We start from the raw sequence: 16,997 nt of genomic DNA, 5'->3' as shown, positions 1-16,997 counted from the left end.
CGCTCCGGTGTGTTGTATGAATGCAAGGTCAGCCTGTTGTGGCTGCGGGCTGCTCCGGCGTGAAAGTCGCCCGCGCACGAGAGGTGTGAGGAAGACGCGCTGCCGCTAGTGCTCTGCATCAATGGCGTCGGAGTGTTCGCGCAGCAGCTTGAACAGTTTGCGGGCGCTGGTGGGCGGCTTGCCCTTGTCGCGTTCGCGGCGGGCATTGCGCACCAATTGGCGGAGCTGCGAAATGTCCACGCCCGGTAGCTGTTCGATCGCACGATCAAGCGCTGCGTCGCCTTCATCAATCAGCTGGTCACGCAACTGCTCAAGGCGGTGGAAGGCCTGATCACGGTCGTTCTTGCGTTGCTCCATCGCGTCAAATGCAGCGCGAATGCCCTCGACATCCTCGCTGCGCATCACCTTGCCAACGTACTGCATATGGCGACGGCGTGCTTCATGCGACGAAATGCGCCCCATTTCTTCGACCGCGGCAAGCATATCGTCGGAAAGCGGTAGGCGGGCGCGCTGCGAGGGCTTCATTTCGATGATCTCGCGACCGAGCTGCTGGAGGGCCTCCATTTCACGTTTGAGTTGTGATTTGCTGGGGGCTTCATCGAACGCGTGGGTATCGTCGGAGCTGTGTCGAGAGGGTGCCATGCTGTAATCCTTGGAGTGTTCGTGGTGGCAGTATACCAAGGGATAGCCATCTCGGCGCGCCGCGCTGTGAGCGGGGTATTGGTCGCCGTGTTGATAGTGGCCTAAACGGCACCGGGCGCGGCTGTTGTTCACTTATTTTTGCGTCTGGCAGGGAAGACGCTCCGTACAGGCTTTAACAGGAGGATTCATGGGCGAGGCTTTCAACGCTCAGCGCGAACAGCAACGTCTTGAGGCGCAGGCTGCCTATGCGTTGGAGCAGGCGCATCAGCTGGGCGCCAGCGCCTGTGAGGTGGGAGCATCGGCGCAGCACGGCATGCAGGTGTCGGTGCGGCTAGGCGATGTCGAAACCATGGAGCTCGCCACCGACCTCGGCATCGGGGTGACCGTTTATGTGGGCAAGCGCAAGGGTAGTGCATCAACCAGCGATGGCAGCGAGGCAGCCATCAGGGAAACCGTTGCCAAAGCCTACGACATTGCCCGCTACACCGGCGAGGATGAACACGCTGGGCTGGCCCCTGCTGAATCGATGGCGAGTGATTTCGGCGATCTGGATCTCTATCACCCGTGGGCGCTTGAGCCCGATCAGGCGATTGATATTGCGCGTCGCTGCGAAGCGGCCGGTACTGCCGTGGCGGGAATCACCAATTCAGAAGGCGCGTCGCTTTCCAGCGGTGTTGGCGTCAGCGTGTACGGCAATAGTCATGGTTTTCTGCAGGGCACCACCGGCTCCAGTCACAGCGTGGCGTGTCGACTAATTGCCGGTAGCGGTGATTCGATGCAGCGCGACGTGGATTATTCCTCGGCACGCAGCGCCGACGATCTGCGCTCAGTCGAGGAAGTGGGCCAGCGGGCAGCCGCCAATACCTTGGCACGGCTCGCTCCGCGCAAGGTTACCACCGGTCGCTATCCGATTATCTTCGCCCCCCGGATGGCGATCGGACTGGTAGGGAATTTGCTGGGGGCAATCGCAGGCGGTGCCCTCTATCGCGAGGCGTCATTCCTATGCGATACGCTGGGCCAACAGCTGCTGCCTGAATGGTTCTCGCTCTATGAATCTCCGCGCGAGCGGCGCGGTTTGCGTAGCGCCAATTTCGATTCGGATGGCATCGCGACGCGCAATAACCGTTTCATTGAGCAGGGCACCTTGGCCCAATACCTGCTCTCTAGCTACAGCGCGCGTCGCCTTGGCCTAGCCACTACCGCTAACGCCGGCGGCGCGCGTAATGTACGCATCGAAGCGCCGTTTAGCCGCTATCAGGAATTGATTGGCAGCATTGAGCGTGGAGTGATTGTGACCGAGATGATGGGGCAAGGCGTGAACGCCGTCACTGGAGATTACTCTCGCGGTGCGGCGGGGTTTTGGGTCGAGCAGGGTGAAATCCAGTATCCCATCGAAGGTTTTACCGTGGCAGGCAATCTGCGGGAAATGTTCGCGCAGTTGAAAGCAGTGGGTGACGATGTCGACCAGCGCGGCAATATTCATAGCGGTAGCTGGTGGATCGACGGCATGACGGTGGCTGGCTAAGGCAGCGGGATGCGCAAAAACCCGCTTGGGATGAGAAGCCGTAGAGATAAAAAGGCGAGGTGAATACCTCGCCTTTTTTGTTGTCAGCTGCGCTGATCGTCGCGCTTCTGCTGGGCGTCGGGCGCTTCGCCGTCGGCCCATTCACCGGATTCGTAGTCGTAGTCGATCTCGTTGCCGTGCTCGTCGGTACGGCGGTACCACTCCGTCACTTTCTCGGAGGTGGAGTCGAAATCGGCACCGGCACCGCGTCCTTGTTCAGCGGGGGTGACTACCAGCTCGAAGTCGTCGCCGTGTTCCTCCAGCCCTTTGATCACCGCATTTTGCATCGCCTTGTTGGCGTACTTGAGGCGGATGGCCGCAGGATCGGTGGCCAGATCGCGCAGGAAGGCAACAGCGACGCCAATCAATACCACCGAAAACGGCAGCGCCACTAGAATGGTCAGGTTTTGCAGGCCAGTCAGCGCGGTTTCGCCGCCAACCAGCAGCATGACCACTGCGATGCCCATCATGCACAGTCCCCAGAACACCACGGTCAGCTTGCTGGGAGCAGGGTTGCCGCGCTCGGACAGCGTGCCCATTACCATCGATGCCGAGTCGGCTGAGGTGATAAAGAATACCGCCAGCACGAAAATCAGAATAAAAGGTGTAATGCTGCTCAAGGGCAACTGATTGAACAGTGCGAACAGCACGTGTTCGCTTGAGGCGTTGCCGTCGAAGCCGCTAATGCCGAGCTGACTGAAGATGATCGAGGTACCGCCGAACACGGTAAAGGCCAAAATCAGAATGAACGTCGGTGCGAGGGTAGTGGCTACCGCGAATTCACGAATGGTTCTGCCGCGCGAGATGCGTGCGATAAACATGCCCACAAAGGGCGTCCAGGCAATCCACCAGGCCCAGTAGAACGAGGTCCAGATGGCCTGGAATTGCACGGTGTCTTCACCCCACGAAAGGCCGCGGCTGGCCATATCGACCAGGCTGTCGAGGTAGGTAAGAATGCCGGCAGGAATCAGGTTGAGCAGAAACAGCGTAGGGCCGGTAATAAACACGAATACAATCAGGCCCAAGGTCAGCGAGATATTCAGGTTCGACAGGTAGCGAATGCCGCGGCCCACGCCTGATATCGCGCTAGTAATAAAGCACAGCGTGAGAACGGTAATGATCACGATCAGAATGGTGTTACTGATCTTGCCTGCGCCCGAGACGATCTCGATGCCCTGACTGATCTGGATCGCTGACAGCCCCAGCGTCGCAGCGGTGCCAAACAGCGTCGCAATGATCGCCATCATGTCGATCACCTTACCGGCCGCACCCTCGGTGTGATGCTGACCGAATAGCGGGCGGAACAGCGAGCTTACCAGCGATACACGTCCACGGCGGTAGGTGCTGTAGGCAAGCGCGCCACCAATCATGGCGTATAGCCCCCAGATCGACATTCCCCAATGGAAGTGCGACTGCGCCATGGCATGGTGGATGGCCGCAGGCGTTTGCGCCGCTACCGTATGAGGCGGTGGCGTCAGGTAATAGCTGAGCGGCTCTGATGGCCCGAAGAAGAAAATGCCCACACCGATACCGGCCCCGAACATCATCGCAATCCAAGCGAAGCGGCTGAACTCGGGCTCTTCATCGTCCTTGCCCAGCTTGATGTTGCCAAAGCGCGAGCAGGCCAGATACGCCATGACCGATAGGCCAAGGATCATTACCAGATTGAGCAGCCAGCCCAGATCGCGAATGGCCCACTTGAACATGCTGGAAGACACTTCACCGACCGAGTTGGGAGCGATAACGCCCCAACTGATAAAGGCCAGCATCAACAGCGCGGTAAGCGCGAACACCACTTTATCGAGGCGGAAGATATTACGCTGATCTTCAACGCTCAGCCCTGGCATCAGGCCCGGGTGCATATCATGCGGATAAAGGTTTTCTTCAGCAGTGGCTGAAGCGTCGGTGGTGGCGGTCGACGATGAGTGAGAGGAGGGTATGCCGGGCTCGTTTTCGCGGGAGGGCATCTGAATCCTTTGCTGGCTGATGGGTCGATGAGAGGGGCTGAGCTACGCATGGGAATAGCGTGCCAGTCTTCCCTGACAAGGGCGAATCTGCATGGACCCGGCTGATAGTAGGGGCAGCAGTCGGGTCGCACAAGCGTTTAAGGGTTCTATTATAGCGATATTAGGGCGCGAGGTGGGGGCCGCTGCTGCGCTGACCGTCAATTTGCTGCTGTAGCTCCAGCTGGCGATGACGCAGTCGCACCGAAGGATATTCGTTGGCGAAATGGTGCGCGAGCTGTTCTACCAGATAAACCGAACGGTGCTGCCCGCCGGTACAACCCACCGCCACGGTGAAGTAGCTGCGATGGGTAGAAAGGTAGCGTGGCAGCCAATGTTCCAGCCAGCGGCAAATGTCGTCGAACATTTCCTGCACTTCTTCCGACGCCGCCAAAAACTGCTGTACATCGGCATCACGACCGGTGGAGTCGCGCAGCGCTGGCTCCCAGTAGGGGTTAGGCAAGCAGCGAGCGTCGAATACCATGTCGGCATCGCGGGGAACGCCATGCTTGAAGCCGAAGGATTCGAAGCTGAGCGTGAGATGCGTTGAGGTATGGCGCGCGACCTGTTCGGCAATGCGTCCCCGTAGTTCGTGTACGGAAGTGGTCGATGTATCGATGACCAAATCCGCCATGTCACGCACCGGACTAAGATAGTGCTGCTCGGTTTCGATCGCCTCATCGAGCGTCATCTCGCTGTCACGGGTAAGCGGATGGCGGCGTCGAGTGGCGGAATAGCGCTCGAGCAACTGGTCGGAGTCGGCGGTGATGTACACCACCTGAATATCGATATCGCGGGGCTTCAGCAGTTCTATCAGTTCCGGCAGGCGGACCAGTGCGTTAGCGATATTGCGGGCATCGATGCTGACCGCCACCTTGTGGCGTGCCGGTGTTTGCGTTTCGAGTTCTTCGATCAACGCCCCCAGCAGCATGGCCGGTAAGTTGTCGATGGCATAAAAACCGAGATCCTCCAGCGCCTGCAGGGCAATTGACTTACCCGACCCTGAACGGCCGCTGATGATCACTAGTTGCATCATTCCAAGGATATCCTTGTATCGAGGCTTAAGGCTGTCGCCCGTACCGCACACGGCGGTGTGATAACACGTTGGTGCGACGGGCAGCGCCCATCATGCCATCTGAATACATCAGTAAAATGACGATTATGGGGAATTCTTAGGAATATTTTATTCCATGCGTCATTGGCTACGCAGATGAGCATGGTAAATGATGCTGGAAAGCGCCACTCGCCGTAAAGGTGGGGCGGGCGGCGCTATCACTGTGTGGAAACCCGCTGCCGCCGCTATGGTTGTTCTAGCGTGCAGCGGGCCTTTGTCGGGTGCGTTTAAACGCCAGCGGTGCCGGTACCTTTGGCGCGCGCCTGCGTCTTCTCTTTATGTTTGAGCAACTGGCGGTCGAGCTTGTCGGCCAGCGCATCGATGGCGGCATACATATCGTCGCTCTCGGCATTACCGTGCAGCTCTGCGCCGGCGATCTTTAGCGTGCTGGCGGCCTGCTTGCGCTCCTTCTCTACCGACAGCGTTACCTGTACCTGAGTAATGTTGTCGTAGTGGCGCGTTAGCCGTGTCAGTTTCTGATTCACATAGTCACGCAACGAATCGGTCAGTTCGATGTGGTGTCCGGTAATGTTCAGCGGCATGGCATGCCTCCTTGAGTCAGAATGATGACACTTCGAGTGTAGCCTTTTTGATTGACGAACCAAATAGATAACTGAGGGGAAATCAACGTTATGCAGAGAGCGATGAGAGCGCGGGGCTTGCGGCCTGAGTAGCGCTGGCCGCGGGGGTGCCGCCAGCAGCCCTTGGCACGGCCAAGGCTAGGTTAGCCCAGGCGCTTGCGCTCACTGGAAGGAGGGATGCCCATGGCTTCGCGGTATTTAGCGATGGTGCGGCGGGCGACGACCATGCCCTGATCGGCCAGCGCTGTGACCAGTTTCGCATCGGAGAGCGGGCGACGAGCGGGTTCTTCGCTGATCAGCTTTTTGATACGTGCACGGATAGCGGTACTGGCGTGACTATCGCCTTCCTTGCCCACCTGGCTAGAGAAGAAGTACTTCAGTTCGAACACGCCGCGCGGAGTGTGAATATATTTATTGGTAGTCACGCGCGAAATGGTCGATTCGTGCATTTCCACCGCTTCCGCGATGTCAGCTAGCACCAGTGGACGCATACCTTCCTCGCCGCGTGCGATGAAGTCGCGCTGACGCTGCATGATTTCGCAGCCCACGGTAAGCAAGGTTCGGTTGCGGCTCGAGAGACTCTTCAGCAGCCAGCGCGCTTCCTGTAGATGCTGCTTCAGGAAGGTGTTGTCGGCGCTTTTGTCGGCCCTTTTTATCAGGCTGGCGTAGTCGGGCTGAATACGTACGCGCGGCAGTGCTTCAGGATTCAGTTCGACCTGCCAGCCGCGCTGATGGTGATAACGCAGGGTCAGGTCGGGGATCACATAGGAAGACTGCGCACTCGCGTACTGATGGCCCGGATGGGGCGTTAGCGCACGCACCATCGCAATCACCTGATCGAGCTCCGGCGCGCTGAGATTCAGCCGACGTTGCAACAACTTGGTATCACAGGCCGCCAGCGCGTCCAGAAACTGGCGCACCAATCGGCGTGCTTGTGCCAGCAACGGCGTTTGCGGCGGCAACAGATCGAGCTGTAGCAGCAGACATTCCTGCAGATTGCGCGCAAATACCCCGGCGGGGTCAAGCTGCTGAAGGCGTGCCAGTACCTGTTCAGGCAGGGCGCGCTGATGCTCGTCAAGCGATACCACGTCACTGACGTCGTTAGGGTCGATGCGCAGATAGCCGTTTTCATCGAGCCCATCCAGATACACTTCGGCGATTTGCTGCTCAAGCGGGGAAAAATCGAGCAGCGATAGCTGCCACGCAAGGTGATCGACCAGACTCTCGCTGCTGCTGTCACGCTCGAAGTCGGCGGTTTCAGCGCCGCGCGACATCGACGAAAAATCGCCGAGACTGGCGTCCTGAAAGGTGTCGCTCCACTCATTGTCGAGCGTCAGCTCTTCAGGAATAGCATCGCTCCAGCTATCGTCGTCGGTTGCCTCAGGCTCGCTGGGCTCATCACCGAACTCTTCCTCAATGTCCAGCATCGGGTTGCTCTCCAACGCCGTTTGAATCTCCTGACGGAGTTCCAGCGTGGAAAGCTGCAATAGCTGAATAGCCTGCTGCAGCTGCGGCGTCATCGTTAGATGTGCGCCGGTGCGCAGTTGGAGGGAGGATTTCATCATCGGGAGAACCAGCGTTGTTCGTTCAGCAATGCCGTGCGCTGCAGAAGGTACAGCGCTACCGGTATTGATAACGCTACCTTTAGTGGGGCGCGTTGCGCAATAGCTGGTAGTAAATGATTAGCAATCCGCGTGCCATGTCGCAAGAAAGGTAACGCAGTGAGGGGGGTAGTATCAGGATGTTGCTAGCGCGGTGCGCCCGATCGGACATCGAAGCCGAGGCGCACCGTTGATTTGCAGAGCACGCCTTAGAGGCGGAAGTCCTGGCCTAGATAGATATCGCGAACGTGCTGGTTGGCCAAAATGCTGTGTGCATCACCCTCGGCGATAATCCGGCCCTCGCCGACAATGTAGGCGTTGTCGCAGATATCGAGAGTTTCGCGCACGTTGTGGTCGGTGATCAATACGCCGATGTTACGATCGCGCAGCTGGCGAACAATGCCTTTGATTTCGTTTACCGAAATGGGGTCGACCCCAGCGAAAGGCTCATCAAGCAGGACGAACGAGGGTTCGGTAGCCAGCGCGCGCGCAATCTCGACGCGGCGCCGCTCGCCGCCCGATAGGCTCATGCCCTTGTTGTCGCGGATGTGCTCGATGCTGAACTCGGAGAGCAGCTGATCGAGGCGCTGGCGCTGCTGCTGGCGGTCAAGATCCTTGCGTGTTTCAAGAATCGCCAAAATGTTATCGGCCACCGTCAGTTTGCGGAAGATCGAGGCTTCCTGCGGCAGATAGCCAATCCCTGCCCGCGAGCGCACGTGCATGGGGGCGTTGCTCAAATCGACATCGTCGATGCCAACCTTGCCTGCGTCCGCCTGAATCAGCCCCACGATCATGTAGAAGGAAGTGGTCTTGCCGGCACCATTAGGGCCCAGCAGTCCGACTACCTGTCCTTGGTCGATACTGACACTGATGTCCTGAACCACGCGGCGTTTTTTGAAGCTTTTCACCAAGTGGGTGGCGTGCAATGTTTTCATCAATCAGAGACTCCGCAATGCTCTAGCGCATTACTGCTGGTTTTTTTTCGGAGTGATGGTCATGTTGACGCGCCCTCCGGATGTGCTTTGCTGAGCGTCGCCCTTGGCGTTACCGCCGCCATTGGCGTTTACCTTACGTGAGTCGATGTAGTACTCCACGTAAGCACCGTGGAAGGTGTCGTTGCCGCGGTGCAGCTCAGCATTGCCCTGCATCACCATTTTGCGCTGGGGAATCAGATAGGTGATGGTCGAGGCCCAGCCGTGCATCTCTGGATCAGTTTGGGTCGCATCCTGCTTTATAAAGGCGCGCTTACCGCTGCTGCCGGTCGCCTTGGCGCGCGAGGCTTCACCGGTCTTGTTATCGCGATAAAGGTCGAGTCGCTGGGAATCGAGGGTCAGGTTGCCCTGGGTCACATGCACCGCGCCGGTATAGGTAGCAGTGCCTGCGCGGTCGTCAACGCTCAGGGTACTGGCCGACACATTGATTGGCTGGCTAGAGGTACTGGCCTGAGCGAGCGCCTGCGGTGCACAGATCACGCTGCCGAGCAGAGCACCGGCGGTGAGGACGGGAGCGATACGCCTTGTCAGGGTCATGGCCGAAAATCCTTGCGATAAGTCACGTAAAAAGGTCGATGTGCTGCTGGCAGTGGGGCGGTAAAGCAAACGCCGCAATGGTTGGACGTGGCGATAAACGCGCTCCCTAATGCCTGAAATTAGTGCCGATTAATGTTGCGGCATGAAGGTGCTGCTGATATTGCCTTCCAGCAGAGCGCGGCTGGTATCTGTCCAGGCCTGGAAGCGATTGCCACGGGTTTTCTGCTCACCCTGGAAGAAGTTCGATTCGCTATCGCTCCAGATACGCCCCTGCTCGCGGTTGTAATTGAGCGTATCAGTCGTCAATCTCCACTGCTGCTCGGGCTCGGTCACCTGAGCATTGCCTTTCAGCACCACGTGATCGTTGCCCTGCCGGACGATACCGGTGTCTCCGGTAGCATGCCAGTGGCGGTTATTACTATCGAGCATGGCGAGTTTGGGCGTTTCAGCAATGCTTTCGTCGGCCTGTGAGAAGTTGCTGATTTTGGGTGACTCAAGGGTCTGATAGGGCCGCCCCTGATCGTCGTAGCGAGTATAGACGACCTGCTCAAGGTACTGATCAGGCGTGCCGTGATCACCCTCTGGAATCGGCGAGTGCTGAGAGACAAGGTTAGAGCGTTGGTCGATCAGCGCAAGAAAGGCGCCTGCTATCAACAGCAGCAGCACGATCCCGATTCGGTATGCGTTTTGCTTTAACCACGCCATAGGTCGCTCATTCCTCGGTTCATACGATAGAGTGCGTTGCCGGTTTTGATATGGCTGGCACGCCAAGGTTCATTGTGGGTGCCGTTCATGGATGCCAAGTATAGGGCATATCGCTTAGCGAGTGGTGGTCGCGGTGGCGAGAAATCCTTCCACAATACCTCCCCAGTGGCCTTGTGCGGTGAGCAATAGTTCGCTCAGCTCTCGCACCGCGCCCTGGCCGCCCGGGCGCTCGGTCACATAATCGGCGCGATCGCGCACATAGGCAGGTGCGTTGGGAACACTAACGCCAAGCCCTGCGGCGCTGATGGCTCCCAAATCGGGCAAGTCGTCGCCGCAATAGGCGCAGGCCGCCAGTTCGATACCGCTGGCCTGGCAGACTTCACGCAGCGCGGTCAGCTTGTCGTCGCGCCCTTGTATCAACCGCTGAATGCCAAGCTCTTCGGCGCGTCGCTCAACCATCGCGGAGCGACGTCCGGTAATAATTGCCACCTCGATACCGTGCTCAAGCAGCAGTTTGATGCCCAGCCCATCCTGAGTAGTGAAGCATTTGCTCTCGCCGCCATCAGCGCTATAGATAAGCGTACCGTCGGTAAGTACGCCATCTACATCGAGCGCCAGCAGTTTGATGGCAGCCGCGCGGGTGGCAAGAGAGGGGACGGTGCTTGGCATATTGGTTCCTGATAGCAGAGGGTGTGCGCCGCGTCGTGATTACTCGAAAGCGGCAGGGCGCATCGCTATACGACGCTGCGCTTCAATAGATCCTCAATCTTGAGGGCGCCCAGCAGTCGCTGTCGTTCGTCAACAACGGTTAGCGCGGTAATGCGGCGCTGCTCCATGATGCGCAGCGCCTCGGCCGCCAGCATGCGGGGAGGCACGCTGATCGGCTGTGCGCTCATTACCTCGCCGATCGGCGTGGTATCAATATCGAGATTACGGTCCAGCGTACGGCGCAAATCGCCGTCGGTGTATACCCCGATCAAGCGATTGTCATCATCGGTAACACAGGCGAAACCCAGCCCTTTGGTAGTAATTTCGAACAGCGTGACCCTCACCGACTCGCTGGGCGATACTCGGGGAATCTCTGCATCCTTGCGCATCACGTCGTTCACCGTGAGCAGCAGGTAGCGTCCCAGGCTGCCGCCGGGGTGGAACAGCGCAAAATCTTCCTTGCTGAAGCCGCGTGCTTCCAGCAGCGCAATGGCCAGCGCATCGCCGAGCACCAGCGCCACCGTAGTGGAGGAAGTAGGGGCAAGGTTGAGAGGACAGGCTTCTTGCTCGACAGCAACATCAAGCAGCGCATCTGCGTGGTTTGCCAAGGTCGAGTTGCGAGCCCCCGTCAGCGCGATCAGCTTAACGCCCTTGCGCTTGAACAGCGCCAGCAAACGCGTGACTTCAGCAGTTTCCCCAGAGTGCGATAGCGCCACCACTACGTCACGCTCGGTCAGCATGCCCAGATCGCCATGGCTGGCTTCGGCTGGGTGCAGGAAGAAGGCTGGCGTGCCGGTACTTGCGAAGGTAGACGCGATCTTGCGCGCAATGTGGCCGGATTTCCCCATTCCGGTCACGACAACGCGTCCCTCGCACTGCAAAATAAGCTGGCACGCAAGAATAAACTGGCCGTCAAGACGTGGAATGAGCGCGTTGATGGCGTCTCGCTCAAGCGTCAGGGTGCGTTCTGCACTGCGTGTAAAGTCGAAATCAAGGTCAGTATTCATGGCGCGGGATTCTCTCTCGAGTTGCCCTGGGCATCAAGCGAATCTATCGCCCGACAGTTGCATTAGTAGAGATGAACACGATGTTAATGTACAGTGTTCGGCAATTGTAGGGCGATAGACCCATTCTCTTGCGACAGCAGTTTTCGCGGCGTGAAGCTTGCATTAAGCCATGCACGATCCCACTGACGGTATGTATTCGCCGCGGGCAACTTTTTGCCTTATGGGGCTGTCGAACAAGGGGTTTCTTTGTCAGTGACGGGCGCACTGCCGGTTTCGGGGCGCTAACGTCAGGCTTTTCACGGGAGTGGCATGACGCACTCTGATTTAATCGAAGTATCCAATCTCAGCTTTCATCGTGGTGAGCGTGCGATCTTTCGCGACGTTTCGCTGCGTATCCCGCGTGGCAAAATCTCTGCGATCATGGGGCCGAGTGGTACGGGTAAGACAACGCTTTTGAAGCTGATCAGCGGCCAGCTCGCGCCGGATGCAGGTCGTATCAACGTCGATGGGAACGACGTGCAGCGGCTGTCACGACGCGCGCTTTTTGCGCTGCGTCGACGCATGGGCATGCTGTTCCAAAGCGGTGCGCTATTCTCGGATCTTTCGGTTTATGAAAACGTTGCCTTTCCGCTGCGTGTGCACACCGATCTTCCCGAGTCGATGATCCGTGACCAGGTACTGGTCAAGCTCGAAGCAGTGGGGCTACGCGGTGCACGCGCCTTAATGCCAGCAGAGCTGTCGGGCGGCATGACGCGCCGTGTGGCGCTGGCACGCGCCATCGCTCTCGATCCCGAACTGATCATGTACGACGAACCCTTCGTTGGCCAGGATCCGGTGTCGAAAGGCGTGTTGGTCAAGCTGATCAAGGATTTGAACAGCGCGTTCGAAACTACCTCGGTACTGGTGTCGCACGATATCAGCGAAACGCTGTCGATTGCCGATCACGTTTTCCTGCTTTCCGATGGTAGCGTGATGGCGGAAGGCTCGCCTGCCGAGCTAAACGCCTCCACCGATCAGCGCGTTCGCCAGTTCATTCACGGCGAGCCGGATGGCCCTGTGCCATTTCACTATCCCGCGCCGCCACTTGCCGACGAGCTTCTCGGCACAGGAGGCCAGCAATGATCGCATGGTTAGGATCGGTCGGGCGTAGAACGCTGGATGTGTTGGCTGCGATTGGGCGCTCCGCGTTCATTCTGCTGCGCTCCTTGATTGGCGTGCCGCGCTGGTCAGGCGTGCGGCTATGGATTACGCAGATGCACGTGGTAGGCGTACTGTCGCTGCCAATCATTCTGGTCTCGGCGCTGTTCATCGGTATGGTGCTGGCGCTGCAAGGCTACATGATTCTGGTCGATTACGGCGCCGATGCGGCGCTCGGGCAACTGGTGGCGCTGGCGCTGCTGCGTGAGCTAGGCCCAGTGGTAGCAGCGCTGCTGTTTGCTGGTCGGGCGGGCTCGGCCATTACTGCTGAAATTGGCTTGATGAAAGCCACCGAGCAGCTATCGAGCATGGAGATGATCGGCGTCGATCCGCTCAAGCGGGTGCTGTCGCCGCGTCTGTGGGCCGGGCTTATTTCGCTGCCGCTGCTGAGTATCATCTTTGCGGTGGTAGCCATTTATGGCGGCTATATTGTCGGCGTTGAGTGGTTGGGTGTATTTTCCGGCTCCTATTGGGGCAACATGCAGTCCAGCGTTCAGTTCGGTCACGATGTCGTTAATGGCATTATCAAAAGCGTGGTATTTGGTCTGGTAGTCACCTGGATTGCAGTATTCCAGGGCTATGATTTGGTGCCTACGTCTGAAGGTATTTCTCGCGCAACTACGCGCACCGTTGTTTATGGTTCATTGGCAGTGCTGGGGCTCGATTTCGTGCTGACAGCGCTGATGTTCGGAGGCGCTTGATGAAACGCACCAGAGGATTGGAAGTTGGAGTTGGTCTGTTTGTGGTGGTGGCTTTCCTTGGATTAGTGTTCCTTGGCCTCAAAGTCAGTGGGTTGATGCCGGCCTCAAGTGGCAGCACCTATACCGTAACGGCCGAATTCGGCGATATCGGCGGTCTCAAGCCCAACTCCCGCGTTACCATGTCGGGCGTTACCGTGGGACGCGTGGTAAATATCGATCTCGATCCCAAGTGGCTCGACGGTCGCGTGACCATGGAAATTTCCGATACGCTCAAGGATAAGCTCAGCTCCGACAGCACGGCTGCCATTCTCACCTCCGGATTGTTGGGTGAGCAGTACGTGGGGCTGACCACCGGCGCCGACACCGAGATGATCAAGGATGGCGGCACCATTCGTAATACCCAGCAGGCGATGGGACTGGAGTCGCTTATCCAGCAGTTCGTTTCTGGCATGGGTGGCAAGGACGACAGCGATAGTAGCAGTCAGTAAGTTTGCCTAGGCGGGCAAGGGGCTTGGCTCCTTGCCAAAGACCGGTCAGCGCTTGGGCGCAATCCGGTAGTCTGATTCAGGAGGTATGCAATGAAGTCATTCATCAAAATGTGTGTAGCGATCGGCGCAGTGGCTGCGCTGGTAGTTGCTGGCAACGTGCGTGCAGATGAACAGTCGCCAGCCGCGCTAGTGAAAACGCGTATTACGCAGTTGCAGGAAGACACCCATGGGCGGGCTTCCGAGTTCAAGCAGCACCCCAACGAACTACGCGATCTGCTGGCAAAAAACATCTCGCCAATTGCGGACTTCCCGCGTATCTCTCAGATGGTGATGGGGCGTTATAACCGTCTTGCCTCGCCTGAGCAGCGCGCGCGTTTCGCTAAAGTGTTCGAGAAATCGACCATCGATACCCTGACTCAGGGGCTTCTGAGCATCAATTACGACAGCCTGTCGGTGAACAACCTTAGCCAGCAGCAGCGTTATGACGATCAAGCCAACGTGAGTGCTGTAGTAAAAGGTACCAATGGCCAGGATTATCCGGTCAGCTTCACCATGGCGAAGCGGAGCGGTGAATGGAAGGTCATCAACGTGATCGTCAACGGTATCAACCTTGGCTTGACCTTCCGCAACCAGTTCGATCAGTCGATGCGCCAGCACAACCGTGATTTCGATGCGGTGATCAGCAGCTGGGATCCCAGTCAGGCCATCAACAAGATCCAGAACGGCGGCGATAGCGAATGAGTGAGCGTCTTTATCACTCCTCTGGGGTTGAGCTAAGCGTCGCGCAGGGCGAACTGCGGGTGGCTGGACGTCCCGGGTTTGATAACGCCAGAGCGTTGGCTGAGGCGGGTGCCGCCTGGCTGGCGCGCCATTCCAATAGCGGCGTTGTGCTGGACGTTACTGCCACCGAAAGTGTTAACAGCGGTATCCTTTGCGTACTGCTCGAGTGGCTACGTGAAGCGCGTCGGCATCAGGTAATGGTACAGCAGGTGAAGCTGCCTGAGCGCCTGAAGGAGCTGGTGCGTGTGTCGGGATTAGCGCCGGTATTCGACGCAGCACCGTCGTTGGCCAGCTAGGGCCAAACCGCAGTTCCGGCAGTTAGACACAGGCTGGCCGCCCCTTCTTCGGGGCGGCTTTTTTGTGGGCGCAGCGATGGCGTTATTGAGCAGCGCGGGCATGCCAAGTACCAAGGTGCGCGAAGGTGCCTTCCTGGGGCTCAGTGCCGGGGAGCGGGTGCGTCATCGTGAGTGCTGGCGAAGCACGCCATCGAGGCCTGCCGCAGCGGCGCGCGTTGCCGCGGGGCGCGATCAAGAGGCCGTATTGGGCACTACTCCGGCAAATAACGCGACGAAATGGTCAGGCCTTCTGCTGACTAAACAGCAAAACGCTGGGCTCGGCTGATGCCCACCTCGCTGCCTTTGGCTTTCGATCCGCTGTCGCGTCGTTTACTATGTACGCCCTCACATTGATTGATGGTGTCCATGTCAGGCGCAGCGTTGCTGCCGACGGCGCCCTCAATTGCTTTATTCCGTGGCTCAGCGGCAGGCAGGGCAGACGTTGTCCGTCAACTGCGTGAGTACTCATAAGAAGGGGCTTCGGTCATGCACCCTAGCGATGTAAAGGCAAAACTCGACGCCCACCTGGATGACTGCGAATTCCACATTCAGGGTGAAGGCTGCAATTTCCAGGTAACGGCGGTAAGCGAGCGTTTCGCAGGGCTAAGCCCCGTTAAGCGCCAGCAGTTGGTCTACAGCGCATTGAGCGATGAAATCGCCAGTGGCGAACTGCACGCCATCAGTATCAAAACCTTCACGCCTGAACAGTGGGCGCAACAATCATCCGCGTCTAACTGACGCCAGCGAACCGATTAAATGGACAAACTGATTATTACCGGCGGTGCCCCCATTGATGGCGAGGTTTGGGCCTCGGGTGCCAAGAACTCCGCACTACCGATTCTTGCTGCCACACTGTTAACCGCTGATCGCATCACCATTCATAACCTGCCGCACCTGCAAGACATCACCACCTCGCTCGAGCTGCTTGGGCGCATGGGTATCGACTGCGTCGTAGGCGACAAAATGAGCGTCGAGCTCGGCGGTAAGGTGAATGACTGCCGCGCGCCCTACGAACTGGTCAAGAAAATGCGCGCATCCATTCTGGTGCTGGGCCCGCTGCTGGCGCATTACGGAAGTGCTGATGTGTCGCTGCCGGGTGGCTGTGCCATCGGTAGCCGTCCCGTTGATCTTCACTTGCGCGGCCTTGAGGCAATGGGGGCCGAAATCGAGGTCGAGAACGGCTACGTTCGAGCGCGCGCTCCGCAAGGTTTGCACGGCGCCCACTTCATGATGGATGTGGTAACTGTCACCGGTACCGAAAATCTGCTGATGGCCGCGGCCTTGGCGAAGGGCACCACCATTCTTGAAAACGCTGCGCGTGAACCTGAAATCGTCGATCTGGCCGAGTGCCTGATTGCGATGGGCGCCAACATCAAAGGCCACGGCACCGGTACCATTACCGTTGAGGGCGTTGAAAGGCTGCACGGCTGCGAATATACGGTGATGCCTGACCGCATCGAAGTCGGCACCTTCCTGGTGGCGGCAGCGGCGGCGCGGGGACGCGTCAAGGTTCGCAACACTCGCGCGGATACCCTCGAAGCGGTGCTGGTGAAGCTCGAAGAAGCGGGCGCCACGCTCGAGGTCACCGAGTCGACCATCACCCTCGATATGCACGGTAAGCGCCCGCGGGCGGTTAGCCTGCGCACCGCGCCTTATCCCGCGTTTCCTACCGATATGCAGGCGCAGTTCGTGGCCATGAACGCGGTGGCAGAAGGCACCTCTCGGGTCGTCGAGACGATTTTCGAAAATCGCTTCATGCACGTTCAGGAACTGAATCGCATGGGCGCGGATATCGCATTGGAAGGCAATACCGCGCTAATCAAAGGCGTCGAGAGCCTATCGGGAGCGCCGGTCATGGCGACCGATCTGCGCGCCTCTGCGAGCCTGGTCATTGCGGCGATTGCCGCACAGGGCGAAACCGTTGTTGATCGCATCTATCACATCGATCGTGGTTACGAGTGCATTGAAGAAAAACTGCAATCAATGGGTGTGAAAATTCGTCGCGTGGCGGGCTAAGTCGACAGCCGAGCCCGGTACCGCCG

19 protein-coding genes are annotated in these 16,997 nt (G+C 58.4%); 9 read left to right on the top strand and 10 right to left on the bottom strand.

The window, feature by feature from the left end; genetic code table 11:
• Positions 1-105: 105 nt before the first annotated feature.
• Entirely contained in the window at positions 106-642 is a 537-nt protein-coding gene (gene yjgA, locus R84865_RS03090; RefSeq protein WP_435638799.1) for a ribosome biogenesis factor YjgA, read from the bottom strand.
• A gap of 187 nt (positions 643-829) precedes the next feature.
• Between yjgA and pmbA the strand changes: the two genes are divergently transcribed.
• On the top strand, positions 830-2,167 hold the full coding sequence (pmbA, locus tag R84865_RS03085; RefSeq protein WP_435638798.1) for a metalloprotease PmbA: 1,338 nt from the start codon (positions 830-832) through the stop codon (positions 2,165-2,167).
• Between the two features lie 83 nt (positions 2,168-2,250).
• On the opposite strand, the gene R84865_RS03080 is transcribed toward pmbA, so the two are convergent.
• The 9 genes from R84865_RS03080 to R84865_RS03040 all read right to left on the bottom strand — a co-directional run bounded on the left by R84865_RS03080 (position 2,251) and on the right by R84865_RS03040 (position 11,454).
• Positions 2,251-4,173, bottom strand: coding sequence for a BCCT family transporter (locus R84865_RS03080; protein WP_435638797.1), 1,923 nt, complete (start codon positions 4,171-4,173; stop codon positions 2,251-2,253).
• A 160-nt stretch (positions 4,174-4,333) separates the two neighbouring features.
• A complete protein-coding gene (gene rapZ, locus R84865_RS03075) occupies positions 4,334-5,242 on the bottom strand; it encodes an RNase adapter RapZ (RefSeq protein ID WP_435632312.1) in 909 nt (302 codons plus the stop codon).
• Positions 5,243-5,550: 308 nt separating this feature from the next.
• A complete protein-coding gene (hpf, locus tag R84865_RS03070) occupies positions 5,551-5,865 on the bottom strand; it encodes a ribosome hibernation-promoting factor, HPF/YfiA family (RefSeq protein WP_435632258.1) in 315 nt (104 codons plus the stop codon).
• A gap of 182 nt (positions 5,866-6,047) precedes the next feature.
• The gene (locus tag R84865_RS03065; protein ID WP_435638796.1) at positions 6,048-7,469 is read right to left on the bottom strand and encodes an RNA polymerase factor sigma-54; all 1,422 of its coding nucleotides are present in this window, start codon (positions 7,467-7,469) and stop codon (positions 6,048-6,050) included.
• Positions 7,470-7,714: 245 nt separating this feature from the next.
• Complete coding sequence (gene lptB, locus R84865_RS03060) at positions 7,715-8,440, bottom strand: LPS export ABC transporter ATP-binding protein (RefSeq protein WP_435632256.1); 726 nt, start codon at positions 8,438-8,440, stop codon at positions 7,715-7,717.
• Between the two features lie 30 nt (positions 8,441-8,470).
• Positions 8,471-9,034, bottom strand: coding sequence for a lipopolysaccharide transport periplasmic protein LptA (gene lptA / locus R84865_RS03055; protein WP_435638795.1), 564 nt, complete (start codon positions 9,032-9,034; stop codon positions 8,471-8,473).
• A 129-nt stretch (positions 9,035-9,163) separates the two neighbouring features.
• The gene (gene lptC, locus R84865_RS03050; protein WP_435632254.1) at positions 9,164-9,739 is read right to left on the bottom strand and encodes an LPS export ABC transporter periplasmic protein LptC; all 576 of its coding nucleotides are present in this window, start codon (positions 9,737-9,739) and stop codon (positions 9,164-9,166) included.
• Between the two features lie 114 nt (positions 9,740-9,853).
• The gene (locus R84865_RS03045) at positions 9,854-10,408 is read right to left on the bottom strand and encodes a KdsC family phosphatase (RefSeq protein ID WP_435636786.1); all 555 of its coding nucleotides are present in this window, start codon (positions 10,406-10,408) and stop codon (positions 9,854-9,856) included.
• A gap of 65 nt (positions 10,409-10,473) precedes the next feature.
• Complete coding sequence (locus tag R84865_RS03040; RefSeq protein ID WP_435638794.1) at positions 10,474-11,454, bottom strand: KpsF/GutQ family sugar-phosphate isomerase; 981 nt, start codon at positions 11,452-11,454, stop codon at positions 10,474-10,476.
• 309 nt (positions 11,455-11,763) lie between these two features.
• On the opposite strand from R84865_RS03040, the gene R84865_RS03035 reads away from it, so the two are divergent.
• The 8 genes from R84865_RS03035 (at position 11,764) to murA (ending at position 16,971) form a co-directional block, all read left to right on the top strand.
• The gene (locus tag R84865_RS03035) at positions 11,764-12,576 is read left to right on the top strand and encodes an ATP-binding cassette domain-containing protein (RefSeq protein ID WP_435632251.1); all 813 of its coding nucleotides are present in this window, start codon (positions 11,764-11,766) and stop codon (positions 12,574-12,576) included.
• On the top strand, positions 12,573-13,352 hold the full coding sequence (mlaE, locus tag R84865_RS03030) for a lipid asymmetry maintenance ABC transporter permease subunit MlaE (protein ID WP_435632250.1): 780 nt from the start codon (positions 12,573-12,575) through the stop codon (positions 13,350-13,352). Before R84865_RS03035 ends, mlaE begins: the two co-directional genes overlap by 4 nt.
• Positions 13,352-13,840, top strand: coding sequence for an outer membrane lipid asymmetry maintenance protein MlaD (gene mlaD, locus R84865_RS03025; protein ID WP_435638793.1), 489 nt, complete (start codon positions 13,352-13,354; stop codon positions 13,838-13,840). The genes mlaE and mlaD overlap by 1 nt, the downstream gene beginning before the upstream one ends.
• Positions 13,841-13,930: 90 nt before the next feature.
• Positions 13,931-14,581 (top strand): MlaC/ttg2D family ABC transporter substrate-binding protein, encoded by a 651-nt coding sequence (locus tag R84865_RS03020; RefSeq protein WP_435632248.1) that lies wholly within the window; start codon positions 13,931-13,933, stop codon positions 14,579-14,581.
• Positions 14,578-14,916, top strand: a complete 339-nt coding sequence (locus R84865_RS03015; RefSeq protein WP_435638792.1) for an STAS domain-containing protein — start codon at positions 14,578-14,580, stop codon at positions 14,914-14,916. Before R84865_RS03020 ends, R84865_RS03015 begins: the two co-directional genes overlap by 4 nt.
• A 76-nt stretch (positions 14,917-14,992) precedes the next feature.
• Positions 14,993-15,241: a hypothetical protein gene (locus R84865_RS03010; RefSeq protein WP_435638791.1), complete on the top strand. Its 249-nt coding sequence runs from the start codon at positions 14,993-14,995 to the stop codon at positions 15,239-15,241.
• A 200-nt stretch (positions 15,242-15,441) separates the two neighbouring features.
• Complete coding sequence (locus R84865_RS03005; protein ID WP_435632245.1) at positions 15,442-15,693, top strand: BolA family protein; 252 nt, start codon at positions 15,442-15,444, stop codon at positions 15,691-15,693.
• Positions 15,694-15,711: 18 nt separating this feature from the next.
• The gene (gene murA / locus R84865_RS03000; protein ID WP_435638790.1) at positions 15,712-16,971 is read left to right on the top strand and encodes a UDP-N-acetylglucosamine 1-carboxyvinyltransferase; all 1,260 of its coding nucleotides are present in this window, start codon (positions 15,712-15,714) and stop codon (positions 16,969-16,971) included.
• The last annotated feature ends 26 nt before the right edge of the window (positions 16,972-16,997 follow it).

The organism is Carnimonas bestiolae (genome assembly GCF_051251145.1).
Taxonomy (GTDB): Bacteria; Pseudomonadota; Gammaproteobacteria; order Pseudomonadales; family Halomonadaceae; genus Carnimonas; species Carnimonas bestiolae.
The sequence above is the reverse complement of the archived record's forward strand: the minus strand, read 5'-3'. Positions and strand labels throughout refer to the sequence as shown.

Bases quoted from the DNA above. Each gene is read 5' to 3' on its own strand.
- R84865_RS03065 (WP_435638796.1), bottom strand. From the start codon at position 7,469: ATGATGAAATCCTCCCTCCAACTGCGCACCGGCGCACATCTAACGATG.
- lptB (WP_435632256.1), bottom strand. From the start codon at position 8,440: ATGAAAACATTGCACGCCACCCACTTGGTGAAAAGCTTCAAAAAACGC.
- R84865_RS03015 (WP_435638792.1), top strand. From the start codon at position 14,578: ATGAGTGAGCGTCTTTATCACTCCTCTGGGGTTGAGCTAAGCGTCGCG.
- R84865_RS03045 (WP_435636786.1), bottom strand. From the start codon at position 10,408: ATGCCAAGCACCGTCCCCTCTCTTGCCACCCGCGCGGCTGCCATCAAA.
- R84865_RS03035 (WP_435632251.1), top strand. From the start codon at position 11,764: ATGACGCACTCTGATTTAATCGAAGTATCCAATCTCAGCTTTCATCGT.
- rapZ (WP_435632312.1), bottom strand. From the start codon at position 5,242: ATGCAACTAGTGATCATCAGCGGCCGTTCAGGGTCGGGTAAGTCAATT.
- R84865_RS03005 (WP_435632245.1), top strand. From the start codon at position 15,442: ATGCACCCTAGCGATGTAAAGGCAAAACTCGACGCCCACCTGGATGAC.
- R84865_RS03080 (WP_435638797.1), bottom strand. From the start codon at position 4,173: ATGCCCTCCCGCGAAAACGAGCCCGGCATACCCTCCTCTCACTCATCG.
- murA (WP_435638790.1), top strand. From the start codon at position 15,712: ATGGACAAACTGATTATTACCGGCGGTGCCCCCATTGATGGCGAGGTT.
- pmbA (WP_435638798.1), top strand. From the start codon at position 830: ATGGGCGAGGCTTTCAACGCTCAGCGCGAACAGCAACGTCTTGAGGCG.
- mlaE (WP_435632250.1), top strand. From the start codon at position 12,573: ATGATCGCATGGTTAGGATCGGTCGGGCGTAGAACGCTGGATGTGTTG.
- R84865_RS03010 (WP_435638791.1), top strand. From the start codon at position 14,993: ATGGCGTTATTGAGCAGCGCGGGCATGCCAAGTACCAAGGTGCGCGAA.
- lptA (WP_435638795.1), bottom strand. From the start codon at position 9,034: ATGACCCTGACAAGGCGTATCGCTCCCGTCCTCACCGCCGGTGCTCTG.
- R84865_RS03040 (WP_435638794.1), bottom strand. From the start codon at position 11,454: ATGAATACTGACCTTGATTTCGACTTTACACGCAGTGCAGAACGCACC.
- R84865_RS03020 (WP_435632248.1), top strand. From the start codon at position 13,931: ATGAAGTCATTCATCAAAATGTGTGTAGCGATCGGCGCAGTGGCTGCG.
- yjgA (WP_435638799.1), bottom strand. From the start codon at position 642: ATGGCACCCTCTCGACACAGCTCCGACGATACCCACGCGTTCGATGAA.
- hpf (WP_435632258.1), bottom strand. From the start codon at position 5,865: ATGCCGCTGAACATTACCGGACACCACATCGAACTGACCGATTCGTTG.
- mlaD (WP_435638793.1), top strand. From the start codon at position 13,352: ATGAAACGCACCAGAGGATTGGAAGTTGGAGTTGGTCTGTTTGTGGTG.
- lptC (WP_435632254.1), bottom strand. From the start codon at position 9,739: ATGGCGTGGTTAAAGCAAAACGCATACCGAATCGGGATCGTGCTGCTG.